Here is a 20,216-nt window from a genome sequence, read left to right as displayed (position 1 = left end):
CGAGACCAGGGCAAAGTCTACCGGCGCGTGTCGGCCTCCCGTGGGGCCTCCGACCGCTCTCTCCTCGGGACGGCGTCAGGAGCCCCGTCGGAAGCCTTCTGCCGCCCGCGCGGGAGCACCCTCAGCGCTTCCCCCATATCGGCTACTTCCGTGACCTTCATACCGGTCGGGACCTTGCCGGGATCGGACGGTACAAGCGCATGCGTGAAGCCGAGCCGGTGGGCCTCGGCGAGCCGGCGCTGGACGCCCGTGACCCGTCTGACCTCGCCCGCAAGGCCCACTTCGCCGATCGCGACGAGGTTCTTGGGCAGTGGAGTGTCGCTGGCCGCCGAGGCCAGCGCGAGCGCGATCGCCAGGTCCGCGGCGGGTTCGGAGAGCTTCACGCCCCCGACGGTCGCGCTGTAGATGTCGCGCTTGCCGAGCGCGGTGATCCGGCCGCGCTGTTCGAGGACTGCGAGCATCATCGACACCCGTGAGGTCTCCAGGCCGGAGGTGGTGCGCCGGGGCGAAGGGATCTGCGAGTCGACGGTCAGCGCCTGCACCTCGGCGACGAGCGGGCGGCGGCCTTCCAGGGTGACCGTCAGGCAGGTGCCGGGGACTGCCTCGGCACGGCGGGTGAGGAAGAGGCCCGACGGGTCGGCGAGGCCGGTGATGCCTTCGTCGTGCAGCTCGAAGCAGCCGACCTCGTCCGTCGCGCCGTATCGGTTCTTGACACCCCGTACGAGACGAAGGCGGGCGTGCCGGTCGCCCTCGAAGGACAGCACGACGTCCACCAGATGCTCGAGCAGCCGCGGTCCGGCGATCGCACCGTCCTTGGTGACATGGCCGACCAGCAGTGTGGACATCCCGCGCTCCTTGGAGGCGCGGATCAGGGCGCCGGCGACCTCGCGGACCTGCGCCATGCCGCCGGGCGCTCCATCGATCTCCGGCGATGCGACGGTCTGTACGGAGTCGAGGATCAGCAGGGACGGCTTGACCGCGTCCAAGTGGCCGAGGACCGCGGAGAGATCGGTCTCGGCGGCGAGGTAGAGGTGGTCGTGCAGGGCGTTGATCCGGTCTGCGCGGAGGCGGACCTGACTCGCGGACTCCTCGCCCGTGACGTACAGCGTCCGGTGGTCGTCGCTCGCGGCCTTGGCGGCGACGTCGAGCAGCAGTGTGGACTTGCCGACGCCCGGCTCGCCCGCGAGCAGGACGACCGCGCCGGGCACCAGACCGCCGCCGAGGACCCGGTCGAGCTCGTCCACACCGGTGGAGCGGGCGGTCGCCTGCCGGCCGTCGACTTGGCCGATGGGGACGGCGGCGGTGGAGACGCGGCCGGCCGCGGTCGTACGGACAGCGGGCGCGCCGTACTCCTCGACTGTGCCCCAGGCCTGGCACTCGGGGCAGCGGCCGAGCCACTTGGCGGTCGTCCAGCCGCAGTCGGTGCAGCGGTAGGACGGCCGGTCCTTCGCGGATTTCGTACGGGCAGCCATGCGGAAACCGTAGCGGGGACCACTGACAACGCGGTCGCCGCGGTCTCTGGTCATGGCGGGTCGTCGCCATCCGGCGAACGCCGGTGGTCCACTAGGGATGGAATTAACGATTCCTGTCCCCCTTCGGGCGAACTGTTCACCCGTAAGGATTAAAAGTGTTCAAGAGGTATGAACGGGATCCGGTCCCGCGCCTACGGTCACGACGTGACGAGCAGCAGGCTGGAACCACCCACGCACACCACCGGCGCACATCGGGCGCACCGGCGCGCGCCCCGTTCGTCGGCGCAGCGCCCGCCCGCGCGCTATGAGCCGTATCTCGACGGCCTGTTCACCTACTGCCTCTCCGTGCTCTGCGACCACGACGCGGCGACGGGGCTCCTCGGCGACGTACTCGCCATCGCCGAGCGGCAGTACGGGCGCTGTCCGGCCGGCGAGGCCGAGCGGAAGGCATGGCTGTACGCGCTCGCGCGGTGGGCTTGTCTGCGCCGGCTGACCGAGCAGCGGCGCACGCGGCAGGGGACGCACACCGGACGCCCCGCGCGGCCCGCCGTCCCCGAGGAGGCCGGGCCGCGAGTCTCCGAGGAGGCCGCGGAGCGCCGCCGCAGTGAACTGACGCTGCTGGCCTGGCCGGAGGCGGCGGGTACGACCCCGGAACAGCGCGAGGCCCTCGAACTGGCCGTACGGCACGGCCTCGGCGTGCGCCAGGTCGCCGCGGTTCTCGGCCTGGACGCTCTGGCGGCGCGCGAGCTGCTGGCCGCCGCGGCCTGTGAGGTGGAGCGCACCCGTGCCGCGCTCGCCGTGGTCGAGACCGGCAACTGCCCGGCCGTCGCCCGGCTCACCGACGACCACCGGGTGCTGCTCTCCGCCGCACTCCGCCAGGAACTGGTCCGGCACGTCGACGACTGCCCGCGCTGTCGCCGCGTTGCCGAGCGCGCCGGCGCGGGCGGGCTGTGGCCGGGGTCGGCCGTCACCCCGGCCGTGCTGCCGCTGGTCGCGGCGCCGCGGGCCGCCGCGTACGTCGCGATGCTGCACGTACCGCGCGCCCGTACGGGTGCGCCGCGCTTCGGCTCGGACGGCTTCCCGCTGGACCTCAAGGACCACGCGGCCCGGCGGGACCGGCTGCGGGCGCGGGCGGTGACCACCACGGTCGTGGCGACGGTCGTGGCGGCGCCGGTGCTCGCCCTGTGGGCGGCGTACCGCGGCGCGCCGCTGACGGGGGAGGGGCACGACGGGGTGTCGGTCACCGCAAGCGAGGCGGACCGGCGGGGCGGGCTCGACGGCGGTCCGTACGACCACTACGAGAACGCGGGCAACGCGCGTGCGGAAGCGGACACGAGGTTCACGGCGGGCAGCCGCTCGGACGTCTCGGTCGAGGTCATCAGCGCGGGCACGCCCGCGCCACCGGCCCGCCCCGGCGCGGCGGGCCCGGGCCGCCTCACGGTCGAGGCGCAGCCGTCCGGCGACACCACACGGATCACGCTCACGGCGTCCGGCGGCACCCCGGTGACGTGGTCGGCCTGGACGGACGCGCCGTGGCTGTACATGAGCCACTCCTCGGGCACGCTGAGCCCGGGCGAGTCGATCACGATCTACGTCACCGTGGACCACGGGCGGGAGCCGGCGGGGTCGTGGAGCGCGAGGGTGGGGGTTGACCCGTCTGGAGCGGTGGTGGAGATCGACGGCTGGGGCGCGACGCCGTCGCCGCCGTCTCACCCGTCGTCGCCGCCGTCTCACCCGACCCCACCGCCTTCGACCCCGACCCCGACCCCGCCGCCTTCGGACCCGACGCCGGCCCCCACCTCGCCGGACCCGTCGCCCACGGAGTCGGACTCCGCATCCGCGCCTCCGCCCTCGGGCTGAGCCCTGCCGCAGCGCCGGGCGCGGGGCCTGTTCGTTCCCCCACCCCGCCCCTTCCCGAAACTGGTGGCTCCGCCCCCAGGCCCCCTGCCGGGGGAAGGGTTACGTGGGGGCTGGCGCCCGCACACCCCCGGCGGCAGCTTCGGCAGTTGCTCGGTCATGTGGTGAGCGTGGGCCGGGGGCGTTGTCGGTTGCTCTTCGGTGGGTGGTTTCCACCGGCGAGCCGCTGTACCCCCGCGGCGAGCGGTCTTGTCTCGTTCGGGTGGGGAGGTGCCGTGCAGGGTCGGCCCCGCCAGTTGCTCGGTCATGTGGTGAGCGTGGGCCGGGGGCGTGGTGGGTTGCTCTTCGTGGGTGGTTTCCTCCGGCGAGCCGCTGTACCCCCGCGGCGAGCGGTCTTGTGGGGATTGGCGGCAAAACCGGGGTCACGCACCAAGGGCCTGTACGCCGCCGACCTCGAGGAGTCGAGCCCGTAGGGGCACCGGAGCCCGCGCCCGACAAGACCCCGTCGGAGCCGGAGGCAGCCCGCGCCCGGCAAGACCGGACGACCCCAGGCCCCGCCCGGCAAGACCGGACGACCCCAGGCCCCGCCCGACAAGAACCCGCACCCCGCACCTCGCCGGAGGCAACCCCTCGCTACCTCTTCGGGTCCGCCGGGTGCGGCGCCACCAGTGGGAGCTGCGATGACAAGCGCGCCTCGCACAGCTCCGCCAGCACGTCGTACGCCTCCTTGCCCATCAGCTCCGTCAGCTCCGGGCGGTATGTCACATACACCGGCTCCCCCGCCCCATGCGCCGACGTCGCCGACGTGCACCACCAGTGCAGGTCGTGGCCGCCCGCGCCCCACCCACGCCGGTCGTACTCACCGATCGAGACCTGCAGCACCTTCGTGTCGTCGGGGCGCTCGATCCAGTCGTACGTACGCCGCACCGGCAGCTGCCAGCACACGTCCGGCTTCGTCTCCAGCGGCTCCTTGCCCTCGTTCAGCGCCAGGATGTGCAGGGAGCAGCCCGCCCCGCCCGCGAACCCCGGACGGTTCTGGAAGATGCAGGAACCCTCCCAGCGGCGCGTCTGGCGTTCGCCGTCGTTCTCGTCGGTCTGGACCCAGCCCGACTCCGTACCCACGTCGTGGAACTGCCACAGCTCCGGAGTGAGGCGGGCAACATGCTCGGCGACCCGTTTCTCGTCGTCCTCGTCCGAGAAATGCGCGCCCAGCGTGCAACAGCCGTCGTCCGCGCGGCCCGCCTCGATGCCCTGGCAGCCGCTGCCGAAAATGCAGCTCCAGCGCGAGGTCAGCCAGGTCAGATCGCAGCGGAAGACCTGTTCGTCGTCGGTGGGGTCGGGAAACTCGACCCACGCGCGCGCGAAATCCAGACCCTTCTCGTCGTGCTTGAGCTTCTGCGGGGGCTTGGCTTTGCCCGGTTTCGCCTTTTTCGTCTTTGGCACAGCACCAGGGTATGCGTGCGACGGCAGTAGCGTTCGGTCCATGAGACTCGGAGTCCTCGACGTCGGTTCGAACACAGTGCACCTGCTGGTGGTGGATGCGCACCCAGGTGCCCGGCCGCTGCCAGCCCATTCGCACAAGGCGGAGCTACGCCTCGCCGAACTTCTCAACAAGGACGGGGCGATCGGACCCAAGGGCGTCGCCCGGCTGATCGAGACGATCGGGCGCGCGGTGCAGGCCGCCGAGGACCAGGGCTGCGAGCAGGTGCTGCCGTTCGCGACCTCGGCGGTACGGGACGCCGGCAACGCCGACGAGGTGCTGGCTGGGGTCAAGGCCGAGACCGGCGTGGATCTGGCCGTGCTGACCGGCGAGGAGGAGGCCCGGCTCACTTTCCTCGCCGCCCGCCGCTGGTTCGGCTGGTCCGCCGGAAGGCTGCAGATCCTGGACATCGGCGGCGGTTCGCTGGAGATCGCGTGTGGGATCGACGAGGAGCCGGACACCGCGGTGTCGCTGCCGCTCGGCGCGGGCCGGCTGACCGCGGCAATGCTGCCCGGCGACCCGCCCGACCCCCAGGCCGTGAAGGCGCTGCGCCGCCATGTGCGGACCGAAATCGCTCGTACGGTCGGCGAGTTCCGCCGGTTCGGGAAGCCTGACCACGTCGTGGGGACGTCCAAGACCTTCAGGCAGCTGGCTCGTATCGCGGGCGCAGCGCGCTCCACCGAGGGGCTTTACGTGCAGCGGGAACTGAGTCGTAAATCACTGCAGGAGTGGGTCCCCAAACTCGCCGCCATGACGGTCGAGGAGCGTGCCGAACTCCCCGGCGTCTCCGAGGGCCGCGCCCGCCAGCTGCTGGCCGGAGCGGTGGTCGCGGAGGCTGCGATGGATCTGTTCGGCGCTGAGACGCTCGAGATCTGCCCCTGGGCGCTGCGTGAGGGCGTGATTCTGCGTCGGCTGGACCACCTCCCGCCTCGCCTGAACCAGCTCCCGCCCCGTCTGGACCAGCTCCCGAGCCGCTAGCGCGGGCCCGTACGCTGTCTCCCGTGGCAGAACCAGTGGTGCGTATCCCGGATGCGAAGGTTGTCCTGTCGACGGCTTCCGTCTACCCGGAGTCCACGGCGACGGCCTTCGAGATTGCCGCGCGCCTGGGCTACGACGGTGTCGAGGTCATGGTCTGGACCGACCCCGTCAGCCAGGACATCGAGGCCCTGCGCCGGCTCTCCGACTACCACCAGGTGCCGATCCACGCCGTCCATGCGCCCTGTCTGCTGATCACCCAGCGGGTCTGGTCCACCGACCCCTGGGTGAAGCTCCAGCGCGCGCAGGCGGCCGCCGAGAAGCTGGGCGCGTCGACGGTCGTCGTGCACCCGCCGTTCCGCTGGCAGCGGCAGTACGCGCGTGACTTCGTGAGCGGGATCTGGCGGATGGCGAACGAGACGGACGTCCGATTCGCCGTCGAGAACATGTACCCGTGGCGCTACCGGGACCGCGAGATGCTCGCGTACGCCCCCGACTGGGATGTCACGAAGGAGGACTACCGCCACTTCACGATCGACCTTTCGCACACGGCGACGTCCCGCACCGAAACCATGGCCATGGTCGACCGGATGGGCGACCGCCTCGGCCATGTCCATCTCGCCGACGGCAAGGGGTCCGCGAAGGACGAGCACCTGGTCCCGGGCCGCGGCAACCAGCCCTGTGCCGAGCTGCTCGAGCACCTCGCCGGTACCGGCTTCGACGGCCATGTCGTCATCGAGGTCAACACCAGGCGCGCGATGTCCGCCGCCGAACGCGAAGCCGATCTGGCGGAGGCGCTCGCCTTCACCCGGCTCCATCTCGCCTCGGCCGCGTCGGGGATCAGCCGATCATGACGGGCGCTGCGGCTCCGCGGCGGCGCGGGCGCCCGGCCCGTACGGAGGCGGACGAGGGCCCCGGCGCCCGGGAGCGGATCCTCGAGGCGGCCCGTACGGAGTTCGCCGAGCGCGGCTACGACAAGACGACCGTCCGCGGTATCGCCAAGGCGGCGGGCGTCGACCCGGCCCTCGTCCACCACTACTTCGGTACGAAGGACGAGGTCTTCGCGGCCGCCATCGAGGTTTCCTTCGAGCCGGCGCTGGTCATCCCGGCGATCCTGGGACAGGGCACCGACGGCATCGGCGAGCGGCTCGCCCGCTACTTCATCGGCGTGTGGGAGAACCCGGCGACCCGGGGCCCGCTGCTGGCAATCGTCCGTTCCGCGCTCACCCACGAGGCGGCGGCCAAGGTGCTGCGCGGCTTCGTGCTGCGGCGGCTGCTCGAACGGCTGGCGGGGGACCTGGACGTACCGGATCCGAAGTTCCGGGCGGAGCTGGCGGCCTCGCACATGATCGGCATCGCGATCCTGCGGTATGTGATCAAGGTGGAGCCGCTGGCCTCGGCGGACCCGGAGGAGATCGTGGCGATGGTGGCCCCGACGCTTCAGCGGTACCTGACCGAAGCGTGAGCGGCCGTCCCGTATAACGGACGCGCCGTCCAGATCTTGGAGTCGCGGCGTACGCTCGAATGCAGTCCTACCCCTATTGAGGAGCGAGCGACGATGCCCGATCTGAGGTCCCGCACTGTCACCCACGGCCGCAATATGGCGGGTGCCCGCGCCCTTATGCGGGCGTCGGGCGTAGCGAGCTCGGACATCGGCAAGCCGATCATCGCGGTCGCCAACTCCTTCACCGAGTTCGTGCCCGGACACACCCACCTCGCGCCGGTCGGCCGGATCGTCTCCGACGCGATCCTGGCGGCGGGCGCGGTGCCGCGCGAGTTCAACACGATCGCGGTCGACGACGGCATCGCGATGGGCCATGCCGGAATGCTGTACTCGCTGCCGTCCCGCGACCTGATCGCCGACTCCGTCGAGTACATGGTCGAGGCGCACTGCGCGGACGCGCTGATCTGCATCTCCAACTGCGACAAGATCACGCCGGGCATGCTGATGGCCGCGCTGCGCCTCAACATCCCGGTCGTCTTCGTCTCCGGCGGCCCGATGGAGGCCGGCCAGGCCACGCTCGTCGACGGCACGGTCCGCAAGCTCGATCTGATCAACGCCATCGTGGACGCGGTCAACGAGAACGTCTCGGACGAGGATGTCCTCCGTATCGAGGAGAACGCCTGCCCGACCTGCGGCTCCTGTTCCGGCATGTTCACCGCCAACTCGATGAACTGCCTGACCGAGGCCATGGGCCTCTCGCTGCCGGGCAACGGCTCGGTGCTGGCCACGCACACCGCCCGCAAGGCGCTGTACGAGAACGCAGGCCGCACCGTCGTCGAGATCACCAAGCGCTACTACGAGCAGGACGACGAGTCCGTCCTGCCGCGCAATATCGCGACCCGCGCCGCCTTCGACAACGCCATGGCACTCGACATCGCCATGGGCGGTTCGACCAACACGATCCTGCACCTGCTTGCCGCCGCGCAGGAGGCCGGGCTCGACTACGACCTCAAGGACATCGACGCGGTCTCGCGCCGTGTCCCGTGCCTGGCGAAGGTCGCCCCGAACGTCGCCCCCGGTGGCACGTACTACATGGAGGATGTGCACCGCGCCGGCGGCATCCCCGCCATCCTCGGTGAGCTCTACCGCGCCGGGATGCTCGACGAGGACGTGCACAGCGTCCACTCGCCCGGCATCAAGGACTGGCTGGAAACGTGGGACGTCCGGGGTGGCTCGCCGTCCGAGACGGCCGTCGAGCTGTGGCACGCGGCGCCGGGCTGTGTGCGGTCCGCGACCGCCTTCTCGCAGTCCGAGCGCTGGGAGAGCCTGGACACGGACGCGGCCGGCGGCTGCATCCGCGACGCGGCGCACGCGTACTCCAAGGACGGCGGACTGGCCGTCCTCAAGGGGAATCTGGCGGTCGACGGTTGTGTCGTGAAGACGGCCGGTGTCGACGAGTCGATCTGGACCTTCGAGGGTCCGGCCGTCGTCTGCGAATCGCAGGAAGAGGCGGTTGACAAGATCCTCCGCAAGGAGATCAAGGAGGGCGATGTCGTCGTCATCCGCTACGAGGGCCCCAGGGGTGGCCCCGGTATGCAGGAGATGCTCTACCCGACGTCCTTCCTGAAGGGCCGTGGGCTGGGCAAGGCCTGCGCGCTGGTGACGGACGGCCGCTTCTCCGGCGGCACGTCGGGTCTGTCGATCGGCCATGCCTCGCCGGAGGCGGCCTCGGGCGGGACCATCGCGCTCGTCGAGGACGGCGACCGCATCCGTATCGACATCCCGAACCGTTCGATCGACCTCCTTGTCTCCGAGGCCGAGCTGGCCACCCGCCGCGAGGCGCTGGACGGCGTGTACGCCCCCAAGTCGCGTGAGCGCAAGGTGTCGGCGGCGCTGCGGGCGTACGCGGCGATGGCGACGAGCGCGGACAAGGGTGCGGTCCGGGACGTGTCCCGACTCGGCTGACTACGGCTTAACCGTCGGCCTCACGAACAGTGGTGCTTGCCCAGTGTGCCCGTCGCCCGAGGGGGCGGCGGGCAGCTGTCTCTTCGACCTGGCTCACCATTTCGCCGGGTCCCGCGCATCGAGCGCGAAGACCGAGCCGTCCGGGGCGCCGGCGACGACCCTGCCGTCGGTGACGACAGGGGTGGGCAGTACGGACGCGAAGGTGTAACGCCCGTCGTCCATACGGGGTTTCGACTGTCCGAGCAGCATGCCGCGGGTGGCGTCCACGGCCAGCAGCCGGCCGTCCCCGGCCGTCACATAGACCGCGCGGCCGTCGGCCGCGGGGCGCGAGAGATGGGTGACCGAGGTCTCGAGCCGCCAGAGCTGAGCGGCCTTCGTGCCGGTGGTGGCACGGGTGTCGACGGCGAGGAGGGAGCCTCCGGAGCCGGACAGATAGACGGTGTCACCGGCCACCGCCGCCTGGGCCTGGTCGACCGGTGCGGACAGCGGAATGCGGCGGACGGTACGGGACTTACCGGCCGTGTCGAGCCGTACGACGGCGTCCGTGAAGCCGTCGATGTTGGCGGAGAGCAGATACAGGGCGCCGCCCGCGAGCTGCACCGGGCTCAGCGACCCCTTGACGCGCTTCTCCCAGAGCAGGTCGCCACTGGTCAGGTCGACCGCGCTGACCAGCGTGGACGCCCCGTTCGTGGCGGGTGTCGCGGCGAGGGCCGGTCCGTCGTCGCCTGGGGAGGAGACCCACTGGGTGCCGCGTCCGCCGCGATGGCGGGTCCAGCGCTCCTTGCCCGTCGTGGCGTCGACGGCCCGCACGAGCCCGCCGTCCGTCACCAGCAGCACCGCATCGGCGGCGTGCCGGACGGTCGAGTACGGCGAGATGTCCAGGTCCCAGCGCACCTCGCCCGACTTCGGGTCGAGCGCCTCAAGACGGTCCCCGCCGGGCGTCACGACCTGCAGCAGCCCCCCGGAGAGCAGGGGTGTCATGCCCTCGTCGGTCTGCGTCGCGCTGCCGCCCGCCTTCGCCTTCCAGAGCATCCCGCCGTCGTTCGGGCTCAGCCGGGCGGCTTTGATCCCGGGCGCCGTGCAGTACAGCGCCGGGCCCGCGGAAGCGCAGACCGGAGTCCTGTTCTCCGCGTCCCCGCCGCGCAGCGGGACGCTCCAGGGGTGGAAGCGCTGCTCCGCGCGTGGCGAGTCGGGCGCGGATCCCGCACTGTCGCCGTCCGCCACCGCGTATACGGTCACGATTCCGGCCGTGACCAGCACCGCGAGCGCGGCGGCCACCCACCGGATCCTCTTGCCGCGCCAGGCCCGGGGGGCGGTCCGGATTCCGGCCGCGAGACCACGCGGCGCGCTTTCCCGGGGGTCCGGCGTCCGCTGTTCAGGTATGTAGGCCTGGGTGTCGTACGAGGCCGACGGCGAGGAGGCACGCAGCGCGATCATCAGCTCGTACGGTGTCGGCCGGTCCGCCGGGTCCTTTGCGAGGCAGCGCCGGAACAGCGGTACGAGATCCTCCGGCACACCTGCCAAGTCCGGTTCGTTGTGGACCACTTGGTACGCCACGATGTACGGGCTGTCCGAGTCGAAAGGCCCTCGTCCGGTTGCCGCGTGGACCAGCACCGCGCCCATCGCGAACACATCGGCGGGCGGTCCTACCTCGCGCGGACGCTGGAACTGCTCGGGCGCCATGAACGGCGGCGTACCGATCAGCTTGCCCGTCTCCGTACGCAGATCACTGTCCGCCGGACGGGAGATCCCGAAGTCGATGACCTTGGGCCCGTCGGGCGCCAGCAGCACATTGCTCGGCTTGAGATCGCGGTGCACCACGCCGGCACGGTGGATGTCGCGCAGCGCCTCGGCCAGTCCCGCGCCGGCCTTGCGCAGCTCCGCCGCATCCAGCGGTCCGTTCCGCTTCACGCGCTCCGCGAGCGTCGGGCCCTCGATGAACAGCGTGGCCATCCATGGCCGTTCGGCATCGGGGTCGGCATCGACGACGGGCGCGGTGAAGGCCCCGCTGACCCGGCGGGCAGCCGTGACCTCCTGCTGGAAACGGGCTCTGAACTCCGGATCCGAGGCATGGTCGGCATGGATGACCTTGACTGCCAGGCGCAACCCCGAGGCGGATGTGGCCAGATGGACGACCCCCATGCCGCCTGTGCCCAGGCATGCCTCGAGCCGGTACTGCCCGGCATATTCCGGATGCTCCGCTTCCGGGAACTGCCCGGTGCTGCGCAGCGGTGGCATCTCCCACCCCCGTGTTGATCGTGCGCAAGCGCGACGCACGGAGCCTAGTCGATGATGCGTGCGATGCAGGGGTGGCTTGCTAGCCTGCGCGGCGTACAGAGAGCACGTTTCAACGGGGGAGAGTCGGATGGCTGTTGAAGAAGTACAGAACGGGGTCGAGGGCGTCGAGGTCGCGGCGGCGGCCGGGGCCGCCGCGGACGAGTCGCTGGGGGCGAAGCGCTATCCGGTCGCACCGGGGTGCCAGCTGAACGTCCGCAGCGGCCCCGGCACCAACTACCGGCTCATCAAGGTGCTCCCGCTCGGAGCCCGGGTGCCGATCAACTGCCAGAAGCCGGGCGAGTCGGTGAGCGGTCCGTACGGCACCACCAATATCTGGGACAACATCGCCAACGGGCAGTTCGTCTCGGACGCCTATGTGCAGACCGGAAGCGACGGCTATGTCACCATCCGCTGCTCCTGACGGGACGGCGGCCTCGCCCGGGGATAATCGACCTCGTGAGCGAGCAGAGCGACCAGAGCAACCAGAACGAGAACAGCGGTAGCCACACCGGCACCGGAAGTGGCAGTGGCGTCATCGGCACCGGCCCGCAGCCCGAGCCCATCCGTTTCTTCGGCACGACCTGGGTCGGCCGCGACGGGGGCTACGGGCTGCGCCGTGCCGGCGTCGCCGTCGGTTCGCTCGCCGCCGCCGTCGCCGGCTGTCTGGTCCTGCGCCTCGGCTACCAGGGCCTGGAGATCGCCGCCGTCGGCGGCTTCGTCAACATGCTGGTCATCGTCATGTTCGCGATCTGCAGCGCCGTCGCCTTCCGCAAGACCTGGGAGAGCTTCACGCGCCGCCCCACCGGCACCGCCACCCAGGACGCGCTGCGCAGCCTCAAGGCGATCGGGTTCGTCGGCGCGCTCCTCGCGTACTTCTTCCGCTCCCTCGCCGAGGCGCCGGGCGAGAAGCTGCGGCGCGAGGAGTACGAGACGGCCCGCAGCCAGTACGAGAAGCGCCGCGGCAAGCGCACCGGCAACCCTGCCGCGCGTAAGGGAAAAGGGCGCCAAGGCCAAGCGTAGGTAGGCGCGTCCCCGTGAGGATGGGCGTATGACGGATCACACGCTGCGCGCGCTCTCCTTCGACTCGGCGGCCGCTCAGTACGACGCCGCCCGCCCCGGTTACCCGCCCGCGCTCTTCGACACGGTCGAGGAGCTGACCGGCCGTCCGCTCAAGGGCTCCCGTGTGATCGACGTCGGCGCGGGCACCGGTATAGCAACGCGGCTCATGTGTGACCGCGGCGCCCGCGTCACCGCCGTGGAGCCGGGACCCGGCATGGCCGACCAGCTGCGCCGCGGCCTCCCTGACATCCCGATCGTCCGGGGCCTCGGAGACGCGCTGCCGGTGGCCGACGGCTGCGCCGACCTCATCACGTACGCGCAGTCCTGGCACTGGACCGACCCGGCCCGTTCCGCTCCCGAGGCCCTGCGGGTGCTGCGGCCGGGCGGCGCGCTCGCCCTGTGGTGGAACGTTTCGGACCCCGACGTCTCCTGGATCGCCGCACAGGACGAGCGCATCCGTCGCCAGGCACACGGCGCTGCCCATGGCGCAGCCGGCCGCGACCGGCGCCTGCCGGACAGACTGGACTCCGTGACACGCCGGGTGCGCTGGAGCCGTCAGGTCTCGCTCGACACCCATCTCGACAACCTCAGCAGCCACTCCCTCTTCCTGGTGCTGGGCAAGGAGACCACGGCCGCCTTCCTCGCCCGGGAGCGTGCCGAGCTGCTCGCGGTCTTCCCCGACGGTGTTGTCGAGGAGGCGTACGCCGTCGACCTGACGGTCACATTCCGCGCGCCCGGGACATCCACCCTGTAGATCCGCATCGCTTCCTGCGGCCTGCGGCCTGCGGCCCGCCGCGATCCCGCTGATCCCGGGCGCGGGCTGAGCGCCGGCCGCTCAGGCCCGCTTACCGGAGAACCGCCCGACCAGCCCCACGACACCGACCACCAGCGCCCCCAGCCACAGCCCGTCCCACAGGCTGCCGAACAGCCCCCGCGCGGTCAGCGCCTGCTGTACCACCACATCGGTGGCGACCATCAGAGCGCCGGGCACGACCGCGACCCGCCACGGGTGGGCCGCGGCCCAGCGCCGTATCCGGCGGTCGTCACCGGTGCCCGCGCCCGGCCGGTCGCCGAGCACCGCGCCCGCGCCGCCGACCATGAAGAACAGCATCAGCGCGACCGACAACGCACCGGCCAGCACACCGCGTCCGATTCCGTCGCCGATCGTGCCGAGTGCGAGGGTGACGCCGCCGCCCAGCGCACCGACTGCCGCGGCGGCGCGCCACGGCCCGAGCGTCGCCGCGGCGACGGCGAGCCGCCGCCGCTCGGCCTTCGAGATCTCACTGTTGTGGCTCATATGTCCACGGTCCGTCGCTCCTCCCCGGGAACGCCATGGGGGATGCCCCTGACGCACCCCCCATCTCTTGACGCGGCAGAGCTCCAGGAGCATTATTCATCACATGATGAATTCTTCCGGGGTTGCCGTCCTGGCCCGCGGCCTCACTGTCGTACGAGGAGACCGCACCGTCCTGCGCGGCATCGACTTCACCGTCCCGCCCGGCCGGATCACCGGCCTGCTCGGACCGTCCGGCTGTGGCAAGTCGACCCTGATGCGCGCAATCGTCGGCACCCAGGCCAAGGTCACCGGAACCCTCGAAATCCTCGGCAAACCGGCGGGCGATGCCGCACTCCGCTCCCGTATCGGCTACGTCACCCAGGACCCGTCCGTCTATGACGACCTGACGGTCCGCCAGAACCTCGACTACTTCGCCGCCGTGCTGCAGCCAGGCCGTCGCCACCGCGATGCCCGGCGCGAACACGTCGCCCGCGCCATCGCCGACGTCGACCTCACCTCGCACGCCGACGCACTCGCCGGCCGGCTCTCCGGCGGCCAGCGCACCCGCGTCTCCCTCGCCGTCGCCCTGCTCGGCACACCCGAACTCCTCGTCCTCGACGAACCGACCGTCGGCCTCGATCCCGTTCTGCGCCGCGATCTGTGGGACCTCTTCCACCGCCTCGCCGACGAACGCGGCGCGGCGATCCTTGTCTCCTCCCACGTCATGGACGAGGCCGAGCGCTGCCACCGCCTGCTCCTGATGCGGGAAGGCGAGATCCTCGCCGAGGACAGCCCGGACTTCCTGCGCTCCCGCACTCGCTCCGCAACGGTCGAGGGAGCCTTCCTCCACCTGGTCGACGAGGCCAACGCCCGCCAGGCCAAGTCCCGTCAGGCCGGCACCGATGAGGCCGACGCACTTCAGGAGAACGCCCGATGAGCACCGCACGCACCCTCGCCACCGCCACCCGCGTCCTGCGCCAGCTGCGCCACGACCCGCGCTCCATCGCACTGATGATCTTCGTGCCGTGCGTGATGCTCTTCCTGCTGCGCTATGTGTTCGACGGCAGCCCGCAGACCTTCGACTCCATCGGAGCCTCGCTGCTCGGCATCTTCCCGCTGATCACGATGTTCCTGGTGGCGTCCATCGCGACCCTGCGCGAACGCACCTCAGGCACTCTGGAACGACTGCTCGCCATGCCGCTCGGCAAAGGCGACCTGATCGGCGGCTATGCCCTGGCATTCGGCCTCGTCGCCGTCGTCCAGTCCCTCCTCGCCACCGGCCTCGCGCTCTGGGCGCTGGGCCTGGACGTCATCGGCTCGCCCTGGCTGCTGCTGCTCGTCGCACTCCTCGACGCCCTGCTCGGCACGGCGCTCGGCCTCTTCGTCTCGGCCTTCGCGGCCTCCGAGTTCCAGGCCGTCCAGTTCATGCCGGCCGTGATCTTCCCGCAGCTGCTGCTCTGCGGCCTGTTCATTCAGCGCGAGAAGATGCAGCCCGTCCTGGAAGGCATCTCGAACGTCCTGCCCATGTCGTACGCCGTCGACGCCATGACCCAGGTCCTCGGCCACCCGGACGCCACCGCGGACTTCACCCGCGACGTCCTGATCGTCGCGGCCTGCGCGGTCCTGGTCCTGGCGCTGGGCGCGGCGACGCTCCGCCGTCGTACCGCCTAGTTCAGGGCGATGACGTCCCCGACCGCGAGCTGGTCGTAGAGCCACTTGGCATCCAGGGAACCCACTCCGATCATGCTTTTGGAGAAGTTCTTGTCCGAAGGGGACTGAGTGACGAACAAGGTGGTGCCATCAGGCCTGGACAGCTCCACCACCCAGCTCGCGTTGAGCATGTAGTCGCCCATGCCGATCATGTCCGCGGACACCTTGCGCTTCGGGGACTTGGACACAACTGTCAGCCGGCCCGGGGCGACCTTGCCCAGGAACACGACCACCGAACGGGGCTGCCCGCCGTCCTTGGTGACCGTCAGCGTCCCCGTGCCGCGCTCGATGGTGGCTGCCGGAGCCCGCACCGACACGGACGGGCTCGGCGGCACCGCCGCAGGCGACTGCCGCGCTTCGTCCGCCCTCATCAGCTGCGGCACCCCGACCGCGACACCGGCGATCAGCGCAACGGCCGTCGCCGTCGCCCCGACCACCCGCCGACGACGTCCACGAGCCTCGCCGCGCCGCCGGATCTGACCACCCGACAGCGACGGCTGCGCCTCCGCACCGGCAGCGAGGACACGCAGCGCGGAGTCGAGTCCGTCCCGCTCGCGACCGGTCTCAGACATGGCTGCCCTCCCTCTCGTCCTCGTCGGCAGGCTCCCCGGGAGACAGCAACCTGGCGAGGGCGGCCCGACCGCGCGACAGCCTTGCCTTGACCGTACCGGCCGGTGAACCTGTCTCCGCGGCGATCTGCTCAATGCTCAGATCGCAGAGATGATGCAGCACCACCGCCTGCCGCTGCGCCTCGGGCAGCTTCCGCAACGCCTCCACGAGCACCGTGTGTTCGGGCCCGGGCCCCGGCGTACGGTCCGCCGGCGCGTGGTGCCGCACCAGCTCCAGCCACCGCCGCGCCCGCCGCCAGCGACTTACCGCGAGACGCATCGCGACCGTACGGATCCACGCCTCGGGAGCCGACTCCGCCAGAAATGAGGCACGCCGGTCCCAGGCCCGAACGAACGCCTCCTGGACCACGTCCTGCGCCTCGCCGTGATCGCCCGTCAACGCGTACAGCTGCCCCACAAGCCGGGGGAAGGCGCTCGCGTAGAAGGCGTCGAATTCCTCCTCCGTCACGAGCGGTAGGACAGCCCCGGTGCCTCGCCGGTTCCACGGAAAACCATCCCCGCCACAGGTGCAACCTGCCTCCCTTCCCATGCGTACAGAAGCCGGACCAACACGGCTGACCATCAGCTGACCCAGGGGGGAACTCAATGCCACGACACATCAGGGCCGACGTACTCGGCCTGATCTGTGCCCTGTCGATCACCGGCTGCTCCGGCGCGGGCGGGACACCGGACGCCGTCGCGGCGCCACCGCGCCGGCCCGCCGCCAACTCCACTCCTGAAGCACCACGGCCAACGGCCACCCCACCGTCCGCCGCCACCCTCGGCCACCTGGCCGACGCCACCATCAACATCACCGACGGCCAGCACGTCGGCGTCGGCCTGCCGATATCGGTGACCTTCAAGCACCCGATACCCAAGTCCCAGCGCGCCGACGTGGAACGCCAACTCAAGGTCACCGCCAACCCTGGAGTCACCGGCGCCTGGGCCTGGATCAAGGACCGCAATCTCCACGACGGCCAGCGCGTCGACTTCCGCCCCCGGACCTACTGGAAGCCGGGCACCCGGGTCACCGTCAAGGCCGGCGACTCCCTCTCCCGCTCCCTCACCATCGCCCGCTCCCTGGTGGCCACGGTCGACGTCCGCGCCCACCGGATGACCATGGTCAAGGACGGCGCCACCCAGACCATCCCCATCACCGCGGGCCGTCCGGGCCTGGACACCTGGAACGGCACGATGGTCGTCTCGGACAAGCAGCGCCGCGTATTCATGAACTCCCGAACCGTGAACCTCGGCGACGCCTATGCCGGCTACTACAGCTACGCCGTCCACCTCACCACTTCGGGCACCTACCTCCACGAGAACCCGAAGGCCAACACCTACGCCGGGCGCGGCAACGTCACCCACGGCTGTATTGGCCTCCCCTCCGACGGCACCGCCCGCCGCTTCTACGAGCAGATCATCCCGGGCGACGTCATCCGCGTCACCAACTCCAAGGACCAGGTCGCTTCCGGCAATGGCTACGGCGACTGGAACCTCTCCTGGCCCGAATGGCGCTCCCGCAGCGCCCTCTAGGCCCGGCGGCTCCTGCCATTCCCGGCGGCTCTTGTCAGTCCCGACGGCTCCCGTGAGGGCCCTGGCGTCCGAGGGCGCGGACCGATGCTCACCCGTACCGCCCCTCGGACAGCCCGGCACAGCCACGCCCCCGGTGCGAGGATGACGGCACGTATCCCCACCGGCGAGGTGAACAGAGCCATGACCCAGACAGTCGCAGTCCTCGGCACGGGCAAGATCGGCGAAGCCCTGCTCAGCGGCATGATCCGCGCCGGCTGGCGCCCCGCCGATCTACTGGTCACCACCCGCCGCGCCGACCGCGCCGAAGAGCTCCGCACCCGCTACGGCGTCGAGCCCGTCAACAACGCCGAAGCCGCCAAGCGCGCCGACACTCTCATCCTGGCCGTCAAGCCCCAGGACATGGGCAAGCTCCTCGACGAACTCGCCCCGCACATCACCGCCGACCGCCTCGTCATCAGCGCCGCGGCCGGCATCACCACCTCCTTCATCGAGGAGCGCCTGACCGCAGGCGCCCCCGTGGTCCGTGTCATGCCCAACACCCCCGTCCTCGTCGACGAGGGCATGTCCGTGATCTCCGCCGGCAGCCACGCCACCAGCGAACACCTCGCCCATGCCGAGGAGATCTTCGGCGGCGTCGGCAAGACCCTCCGCGTCCCCGAGTCCCAGCAGGATGCGGCCACCGCCCTGTCCGGCTCGGGGCCGGCGTACTTCTACTTCCTCGTCGAGGCCATGACCGATGCCGGCATCCTCCTCGGCCTCCCCCGCGCCCAGGCCCACGACCTGATCGTCCAGGCCGCCATCGGCGCCGCCGTGATGCTCCGCGACAGCGGCGAACACCCCGTCAAGCTCCGTGAAGCAGTCACCTCCCCTGCAGGCACCACGATCAGCGCCATCCGTGAACTCGAGAACCACGGCGTACGCGCCGCTCTCATCGCCGCCCTCGAAGCGGCTCGCGACCGCAGCCGTGAGCTCGCCTCGGGCAACGGCTGACGATCGCCGCTACCCCGCCGCCGTGGCGCCACGGCGGCGGGAGCAGCCGACCCCCTGTCTCCCGTCTTCGGCTACGCGGGCAGCAGCCCGATCGCCCGATAGGCGGCATCGACCCTCGGTCGCGCCATGCCCCTGGCCCGCTCGGCCCCCTTCCTCAGTACGTCATCGACGTGTCCCGGATCCGCCGCCAGCTCGGCATGCCGCTCCCTGACCGGCCTGAGCAGCTCCACCACCGCCTCGGCCGTGTCCTTCTTCAACGCTCCGTACGACTCATATACACCGGCCAACTCGTTCGGGTTCCCGCCTGCGCAAGACGCCAGGATTTCGAGCAGATTCGCGATCCCCGGCCTGCTCTCCCGGTCGTACTCGACCTCGCGCCCGCTGTCCGTGACCGCTCGCATGATCTTTTTGCGCACCATGTCCGCGTCATCGAGCAAATAGACGATCCCGGCCCCGGACTCGTGAGACTTCCCCATCTTCGAGGTGGGGTCCTGCAGATCCATGACGCGCGCCGCCACCGGCGGATGCGTTGCCTTCGGCACGGTGAACGTATGCCCGTACCTCTGGTTGAACCGCACGGCCAGATCGCGGGTCAGCTCCACATGCTGGGCCTGGTCGTCACCCACCGGCACCTCATCGGCCCCGTACGCCAGGATGTCCGCCGCCATCAGCACCGGATACGTCAGCAGCGACACCCGCACACTCTGTCCGGTGGCCCGTGCCTGCGTGCCCTTCTCCTTGTACTGGATCATGCGCCGCAGCTCGCCGTCCGTCGCCGTGCACTCCAGCAGATAGGAGAGCCGCGCGTGCTCGTCCACATGGCTCTGTACGAATACGGTGCACCGCTCCGGATCCAGGCCCGCCGCCAGCATGAGGGTCGCGGCCTGCCGACTGAGTCTGCGCACCCGCGCCGGATCGTGCTCCATGGTCAGCGCATGGAGGTCGACCACACTGAACAGCGCGTCCGACTGATGCTGATCGACCTCGACCCACCTGCGCAGGGCTCCGAGGTAGTTGCCCAGAGTCAGATGCCCTGTCGGCTTGATACCGCTGAAGATCCGCGTCATCCCGCTCTCCGTCTCCTGATGGGAGCCGCCGCGTCGAGCGGCCGGACTCCCGGAGGGGAGTAACGAGAACGGCCGCCGAAGCGGCGGCCGTTGAGTGCATACGTAAGTGCCGGCCGCCGTCAGGCGGCCCACCACTGAAGGAAGCACGTACGCGTTGTCATGCGCTCGAGAGTACGCCGCCGGGCCCGAGGTTGACAGCACATACGGGCATCCGTAGTGTTCTCCGAGTTGTCCGACGTGAGCACCGACTTCGGCCGGTCCCCGGACAGCCATTCCGCAAGACCCACTACAAGCGAGCGACAGTCCGTCGCCCGACTTTCTGTGCGCTTTTGTGAAATGAGGAATCCGCGTTCGAATGGGCGCAACCCCGATTAGCGTCGGGGGGCAGGATTCCGCTAAAGTCTCACTCGTCGGAACGGCCCAACAGCCGGAAAGACAAAACCCGCTGACTGGGGGTCAGGCCCGAAAGGATCTGATAGAGTCGGAACCGCCGGAAAGCCGAA

The 20,216-nt window shown here is 70.6% G+C and carries 19 protein-coding genes; 12 read left to right on the top strand and 7 right to left on the bottom strand.

What is annotated here, in order from left to right; genetic code table 11:
* Positions 1-17: 17 nt before the first annotated feature.
* Positions 18-1,472 (bottom strand): DNA repair protein RadA, encoded by a 1,455-nt coding sequence (gene radA, locus AB0D12_RS29240; protein WP_362689092.1) that lies wholly within the window; start codon positions 1,470-1,472, stop codon positions 18-20.
* Positions 1,473-1,640: 168 nt separating this feature from the next.
* Here radA and AB0D12_RS29235 point away from each other — a divergent pair, with 168 nt between their 5' ends.
* Positions 1,641-3,332 carry a hypothetical protein gene (locus tag AB0D12_RS29235; RefSeq protein WP_362689089.1) on the top strand — a complete coding sequence of 564 codons (1,692 nt, stop codon included), beginning with the start codon at positions 1,641-1,643 and terminating at the stop codon, positions 3,330-3,332.
* A gap of 630 nt (positions 3,333-3,962) precedes the next feature.
* On the opposite strand, the gene AB0D12_RS29230 is transcribed toward AB0D12_RS29235, so the two are convergent.
* The gene (locus AB0D12_RS29230) at positions 3,963-4,772 is read right to left on the bottom strand and encodes a hypothetical protein (protein ID WP_327325310.1); all 810 of its coding nucleotides are present in this window, start codon (positions 4,770-4,772) and stop codon (positions 3,963-3,965) included.
* A 40-nt stretch (positions 4,773-4,812) separates the two neighbouring features.
* On the opposite strand from AB0D12_RS29230, the gene AB0D12_RS29225 reads away from it, so the two are divergent.
* The 4 genes from AB0D12_RS29225 (at position 4,813) to ilvD (ending at position 9,193) form a co-directional block, all read left to right on the top strand.
* On the top strand, positions 4,813-5,787 hold the full coding sequence (locus AB0D12_RS29225) for a Ppx/GppA phosphatase family protein (RefSeq protein ID WP_362689085.1): 975 nt from the start codon (positions 4,813-4,815) through the stop codon (positions 5,785-5,787).
* 23 nt (positions 5,788-5,810) lie between these two features.
* Positions 5,811-6,638 (top strand): sugar phosphate isomerase/epimerase, encoded by an 828-nt coding sequence (locus tag AB0D12_RS29220; RefSeq protein ID WP_327325312.1) that lies wholly within the window; start codon positions 5,811-5,813, stop codon positions 6,636-6,638.
* Positions 6,635-7,249, top strand: a complete 615-nt coding sequence (locus AB0D12_RS29215) for a TetR family transcriptional regulator (RefSeq protein ID WP_362689082.1) — start codon at positions 6,635-6,637, stop codon at positions 7,247-7,249. Before AB0D12_RS29220 ends, AB0D12_RS29215 begins: the two co-directional genes overlap by 4 nt.
* 93 nt (positions 7,250-7,342) lie before the next feature.
* Positions 7,343-9,193, top strand: coding sequence for a dihydroxy-acid dehydratase (ilvD, locus tag AB0D12_RS29210; RefSeq protein WP_362689079.1), 1,851 nt, complete (start codon positions 7,343-7,345; stop codon positions 9,191-9,193).
* 93 nt (positions 9,194-9,286) lie between these two features.
* Here the strand turns inward: ilvD and AB0D12_RS29205 are convergent, their stop codons facing one another.
* The gene (locus AB0D12_RS29205; RefSeq protein ID WP_362689076.1) at positions 9,287-11,431 is read right to left on the bottom strand and encodes a serine/threonine-protein kinase; all 2,145 of its coding nucleotides are present in this window, start codon (positions 11,429-11,431) and stop codon (positions 9,287-9,289) included.
* A gap of 127 nt (positions 11,432-11,558) precedes the next feature.
* On the opposite strand from AB0D12_RS29205, the gene AB0D12_RS29200 reads away from it, so the two are divergent.
* The 3 genes from AB0D12_RS29200 (at position 11,559) to AB0D12_RS29190 (ending at position 13,283) form a co-directional block, all read left to right on the top strand.
* On the top strand, positions 11,559-11,891 hold the full coding sequence (locus AB0D12_RS29200) for a peptidase (protein WP_362689073.1): 333 nt from the start codon (positions 11,559-11,561) through the stop codon (positions 11,889-11,891).
* A gap of 113 nt (positions 11,892-12,004) precedes the next feature.
* Entirely contained in the window at positions 12,005-12,490 is a 486-nt protein-coding gene (locus AB0D12_RS29195; protein ID WP_362689460.1) for a hypothetical protein, read from the top strand.
* Positions 12,491-12,518: 28 nt separating this feature from the next.
* On the top strand, positions 12,519-13,283 hold the full coding sequence (locus tag AB0D12_RS29190) for a class I SAM-dependent methyltransferase (RefSeq protein ID WP_362689070.1): 765 nt from the start codon (positions 12,519-12,521) through the stop codon (positions 13,281-13,283).
* Between the two features lie 81 nt (positions 13,284-13,364).
* On the opposite strand, the gene AB0D12_RS29185 is transcribed toward AB0D12_RS29190, so the two are convergent.
* A complete protein-coding gene (locus AB0D12_RS29185) occupies positions 13,365-13,826 on the bottom strand; it encodes a hypothetical protein (RefSeq protein WP_362689067.1) in 462 nt (153 codons plus the stop codon).
* Between the two features lie 103 nt (positions 13,827-13,929).
* Here AB0D12_RS29185 and AB0D12_RS29180 point away from each other — a divergent pair, with 103 nt between their 5' ends.
* Both AB0D12_RS29180 and AB0D12_RS29175 read left to right on the top strand, forming a co-directional pair.
* Positions 13,930-14,742 carry an ABC transporter ATP-binding protein gene (locus AB0D12_RS29180; RefSeq protein WP_362689064.1) on the top strand — a complete coding sequence of 271 codons (813 nt, stop codon included), beginning with the start codon at positions 13,930-13,932 and terminating at the stop codon, positions 14,740-14,742.
* Complete coding sequence (locus tag AB0D12_RS29175; RefSeq protein ID WP_327325320.1) at positions 14,739-15,476, top strand: ABC transporter permease; 738 nt, start codon at positions 14,739-14,741, stop codon at positions 15,474-15,476. Before AB0D12_RS29180 ends, AB0D12_RS29175 begins: the two co-directional genes overlap by 4 nt.
* Here AB0D12_RS29175 and AB0D12_RS29170 read toward each other — a convergent pair.
* Positions 15,473-16,087 carry a hypothetical protein gene (locus AB0D12_RS29170; RefSeq protein ID WP_362689060.1) on the bottom strand — a complete coding sequence of 205 codons (615 nt, stop codon included), beginning with the start codon at positions 16,085-16,087 and terminating at the stop codon, positions 15,473-15,475. The genes AB0D12_RS29175 and AB0D12_RS29170 overlap by 4 nt on opposite strands.
* Positions 16,080-16,592, bottom strand: coding sequence for a SigE family RNA polymerase sigma factor (locus AB0D12_RS29165; protein WP_362689057.1), 513 nt, complete (start codon positions 16,590-16,592; stop codon positions 16,080-16,082). The genes AB0D12_RS29170 and AB0D12_RS29165 overlap by 8 nt, the downstream gene beginning before the upstream one ends.
* A gap of 137 nt (positions 16,593-16,729) precedes the next feature.
* On the opposite strand from AB0D12_RS29165, the gene AB0D12_RS29160 reads away from it, so the two are divergent.
* Together AB0D12_RS29160 and proC are read left to right on the top strand one after the other, a co-directional pair.
* A complete protein-coding gene (locus AB0D12_RS29160) occupies positions 16,730-17,656 on the top strand; it encodes a L,D-transpeptidase (protein ID WP_362689054.1) in 927 nt (308 codons plus the stop codon).
* A 180-nt stretch (positions 17,657-17,836) separates the two neighbouring features.
* A complete protein-coding gene (gene proC / locus AB0D12_RS29155; protein ID WP_362689051.1) occupies positions 17,837-18,646 on the top strand; it encodes a pyrroline-5-carboxylate reductase in 810 nt (269 codons plus the stop codon).
* 71 nt (positions 18,647-18,717) lie between these two features.
* On the opposite strand, the gene trpS is transcribed toward proC, so the two are convergent.
* On the bottom strand, positions 18,718-19,713 hold the full coding sequence (gene trpS, locus AB0D12_RS29150; RefSeq protein ID WP_362689048.1) for a tryptophan--tRNA ligase: 996 nt from the start codon (positions 19,711-19,713) through the stop codon (positions 18,718-18,720).
* Positions 19,714-20,216: the final 503 nt, after the last annotated feature.

It is taken from the genome of Streptomyces sp. NPDC048479 (assembly GCF_040651435.1).
Classification (GTDB): Bacteria; Actinomycetota; Actinomycetes; order Streptomycetales; family Streptomycetaceae; genus Streptomyces.
This window is presented reverse-complemented; position numbering and strand designations above follow the sequence as displayed.

What these genes read in the sequence shown, in the direction of transcription:
- AB0D12_RS29205 (WP_362689076.1), bottom strand. Translation starts at nt 11,431, where the DNA reads ATGCCACCGCTGCGCAGCACCGGGCAGTTCCCGGAAGCGGAGCATCCG.
- AB0D12_RS29190 (WP_362689070.1), top strand. Translation starts at nt 12,519, where the DNA reads ATGACGGATCACACGCTGCGCGCGCTCTCCTTCGACTCGGCGGCCGCT.
- AB0D12_RS29160 (WP_362689054.1), top strand. Translation starts at nt 16,730, where the DNA reads ATGCCACGACACATCAGGGCCGACGTACTCGGCCTGATCTGTGCCCTG.
- AB0D12_RS29170 (WP_362689060.1), bottom strand. Translation starts at nt 16,087, where the DNA reads ATGTCTGAGACCGGTCGCGAGCGGGACGGACTCGACTCCGCGCTGCGT.
- AB0D12_RS29180 (WP_362689064.1), top strand. Translation starts at nt 13,930, where the DNA reads ATGATGAATTCTTCCGGGGTTGCCGTCCTGGCCCGCGGCCTCACTGTC.
- radA (WP_362689092.1), bottom strand. Translation starts at nt 1,472, where the DNA reads ATGGCTGCCCGTACGAAATCCGCGAAGGACCGGCCGTCCTACCGCTGC.
- AB0D12_RS29185 (WP_362689067.1), bottom strand. Translation starts at nt 13,826, where the DNA reads ATGAGCCACAACAGTGAGATCTCGAAGGCCGAGCGGCGGCGGCTCGCC.
- AB0D12_RS29235 (WP_362689089.1), top strand. Translation starts at nt 1,641, where the DNA reads ATGAACGGGATCCGGTCCCGCGCCTACGGTCACGACGTGACGAGCAGC.
- AB0D12_RS29215 (WP_362689082.1), top strand. Translation starts at nt 6,635, where the DNA reads ATGACGGGCGCTGCGGCTCCGCGGCGGCGCGGGCGCCCGGCCCGTACG.
- trpS (WP_362689048.1), bottom strand. Translation starts at nt 19,713, where the DNA reads ATGACGCGGATCTTCAGCGGTATCAAGCCGACAGGGCATCTGACTCTG.
- ilvD (WP_362689079.1), top strand. Translation starts at nt 7,343, where the DNA reads ATGCCCGATCTGAGGTCCCGCACTGTCACCCACGGCCGCAATATGGCG.
- AB0D12_RS29225 (WP_362689085.1), top strand. Translation starts at nt 4,813, where the DNA reads ATGAGACTCGGAGTCCTCGACGTCGGTTCGAACACAGTGCACCTGCTG.
- AB0D12_RS29200 (WP_362689073.1), top strand. Translation starts at nt 11,559, where the DNA reads ATGGCTGTTGAAGAAGTACAGAACGGGGTCGAGGGCGTCGAGGTCGCG.
- proC (WP_362689051.1), top strand. Translation starts at nt 17,837, where the DNA reads ATGACCCAGACAGTCGCAGTCCTCGGCACGGGCAAGATCGGCGAAGCC.
- AB0D12_RS29175 (WP_327325320.1), top strand. Translation starts at nt 14,739, where the DNA reads ATGAGCACCGCACGCACCCTCGCCACCGCCACCCGCGTCCTGCGCCAG.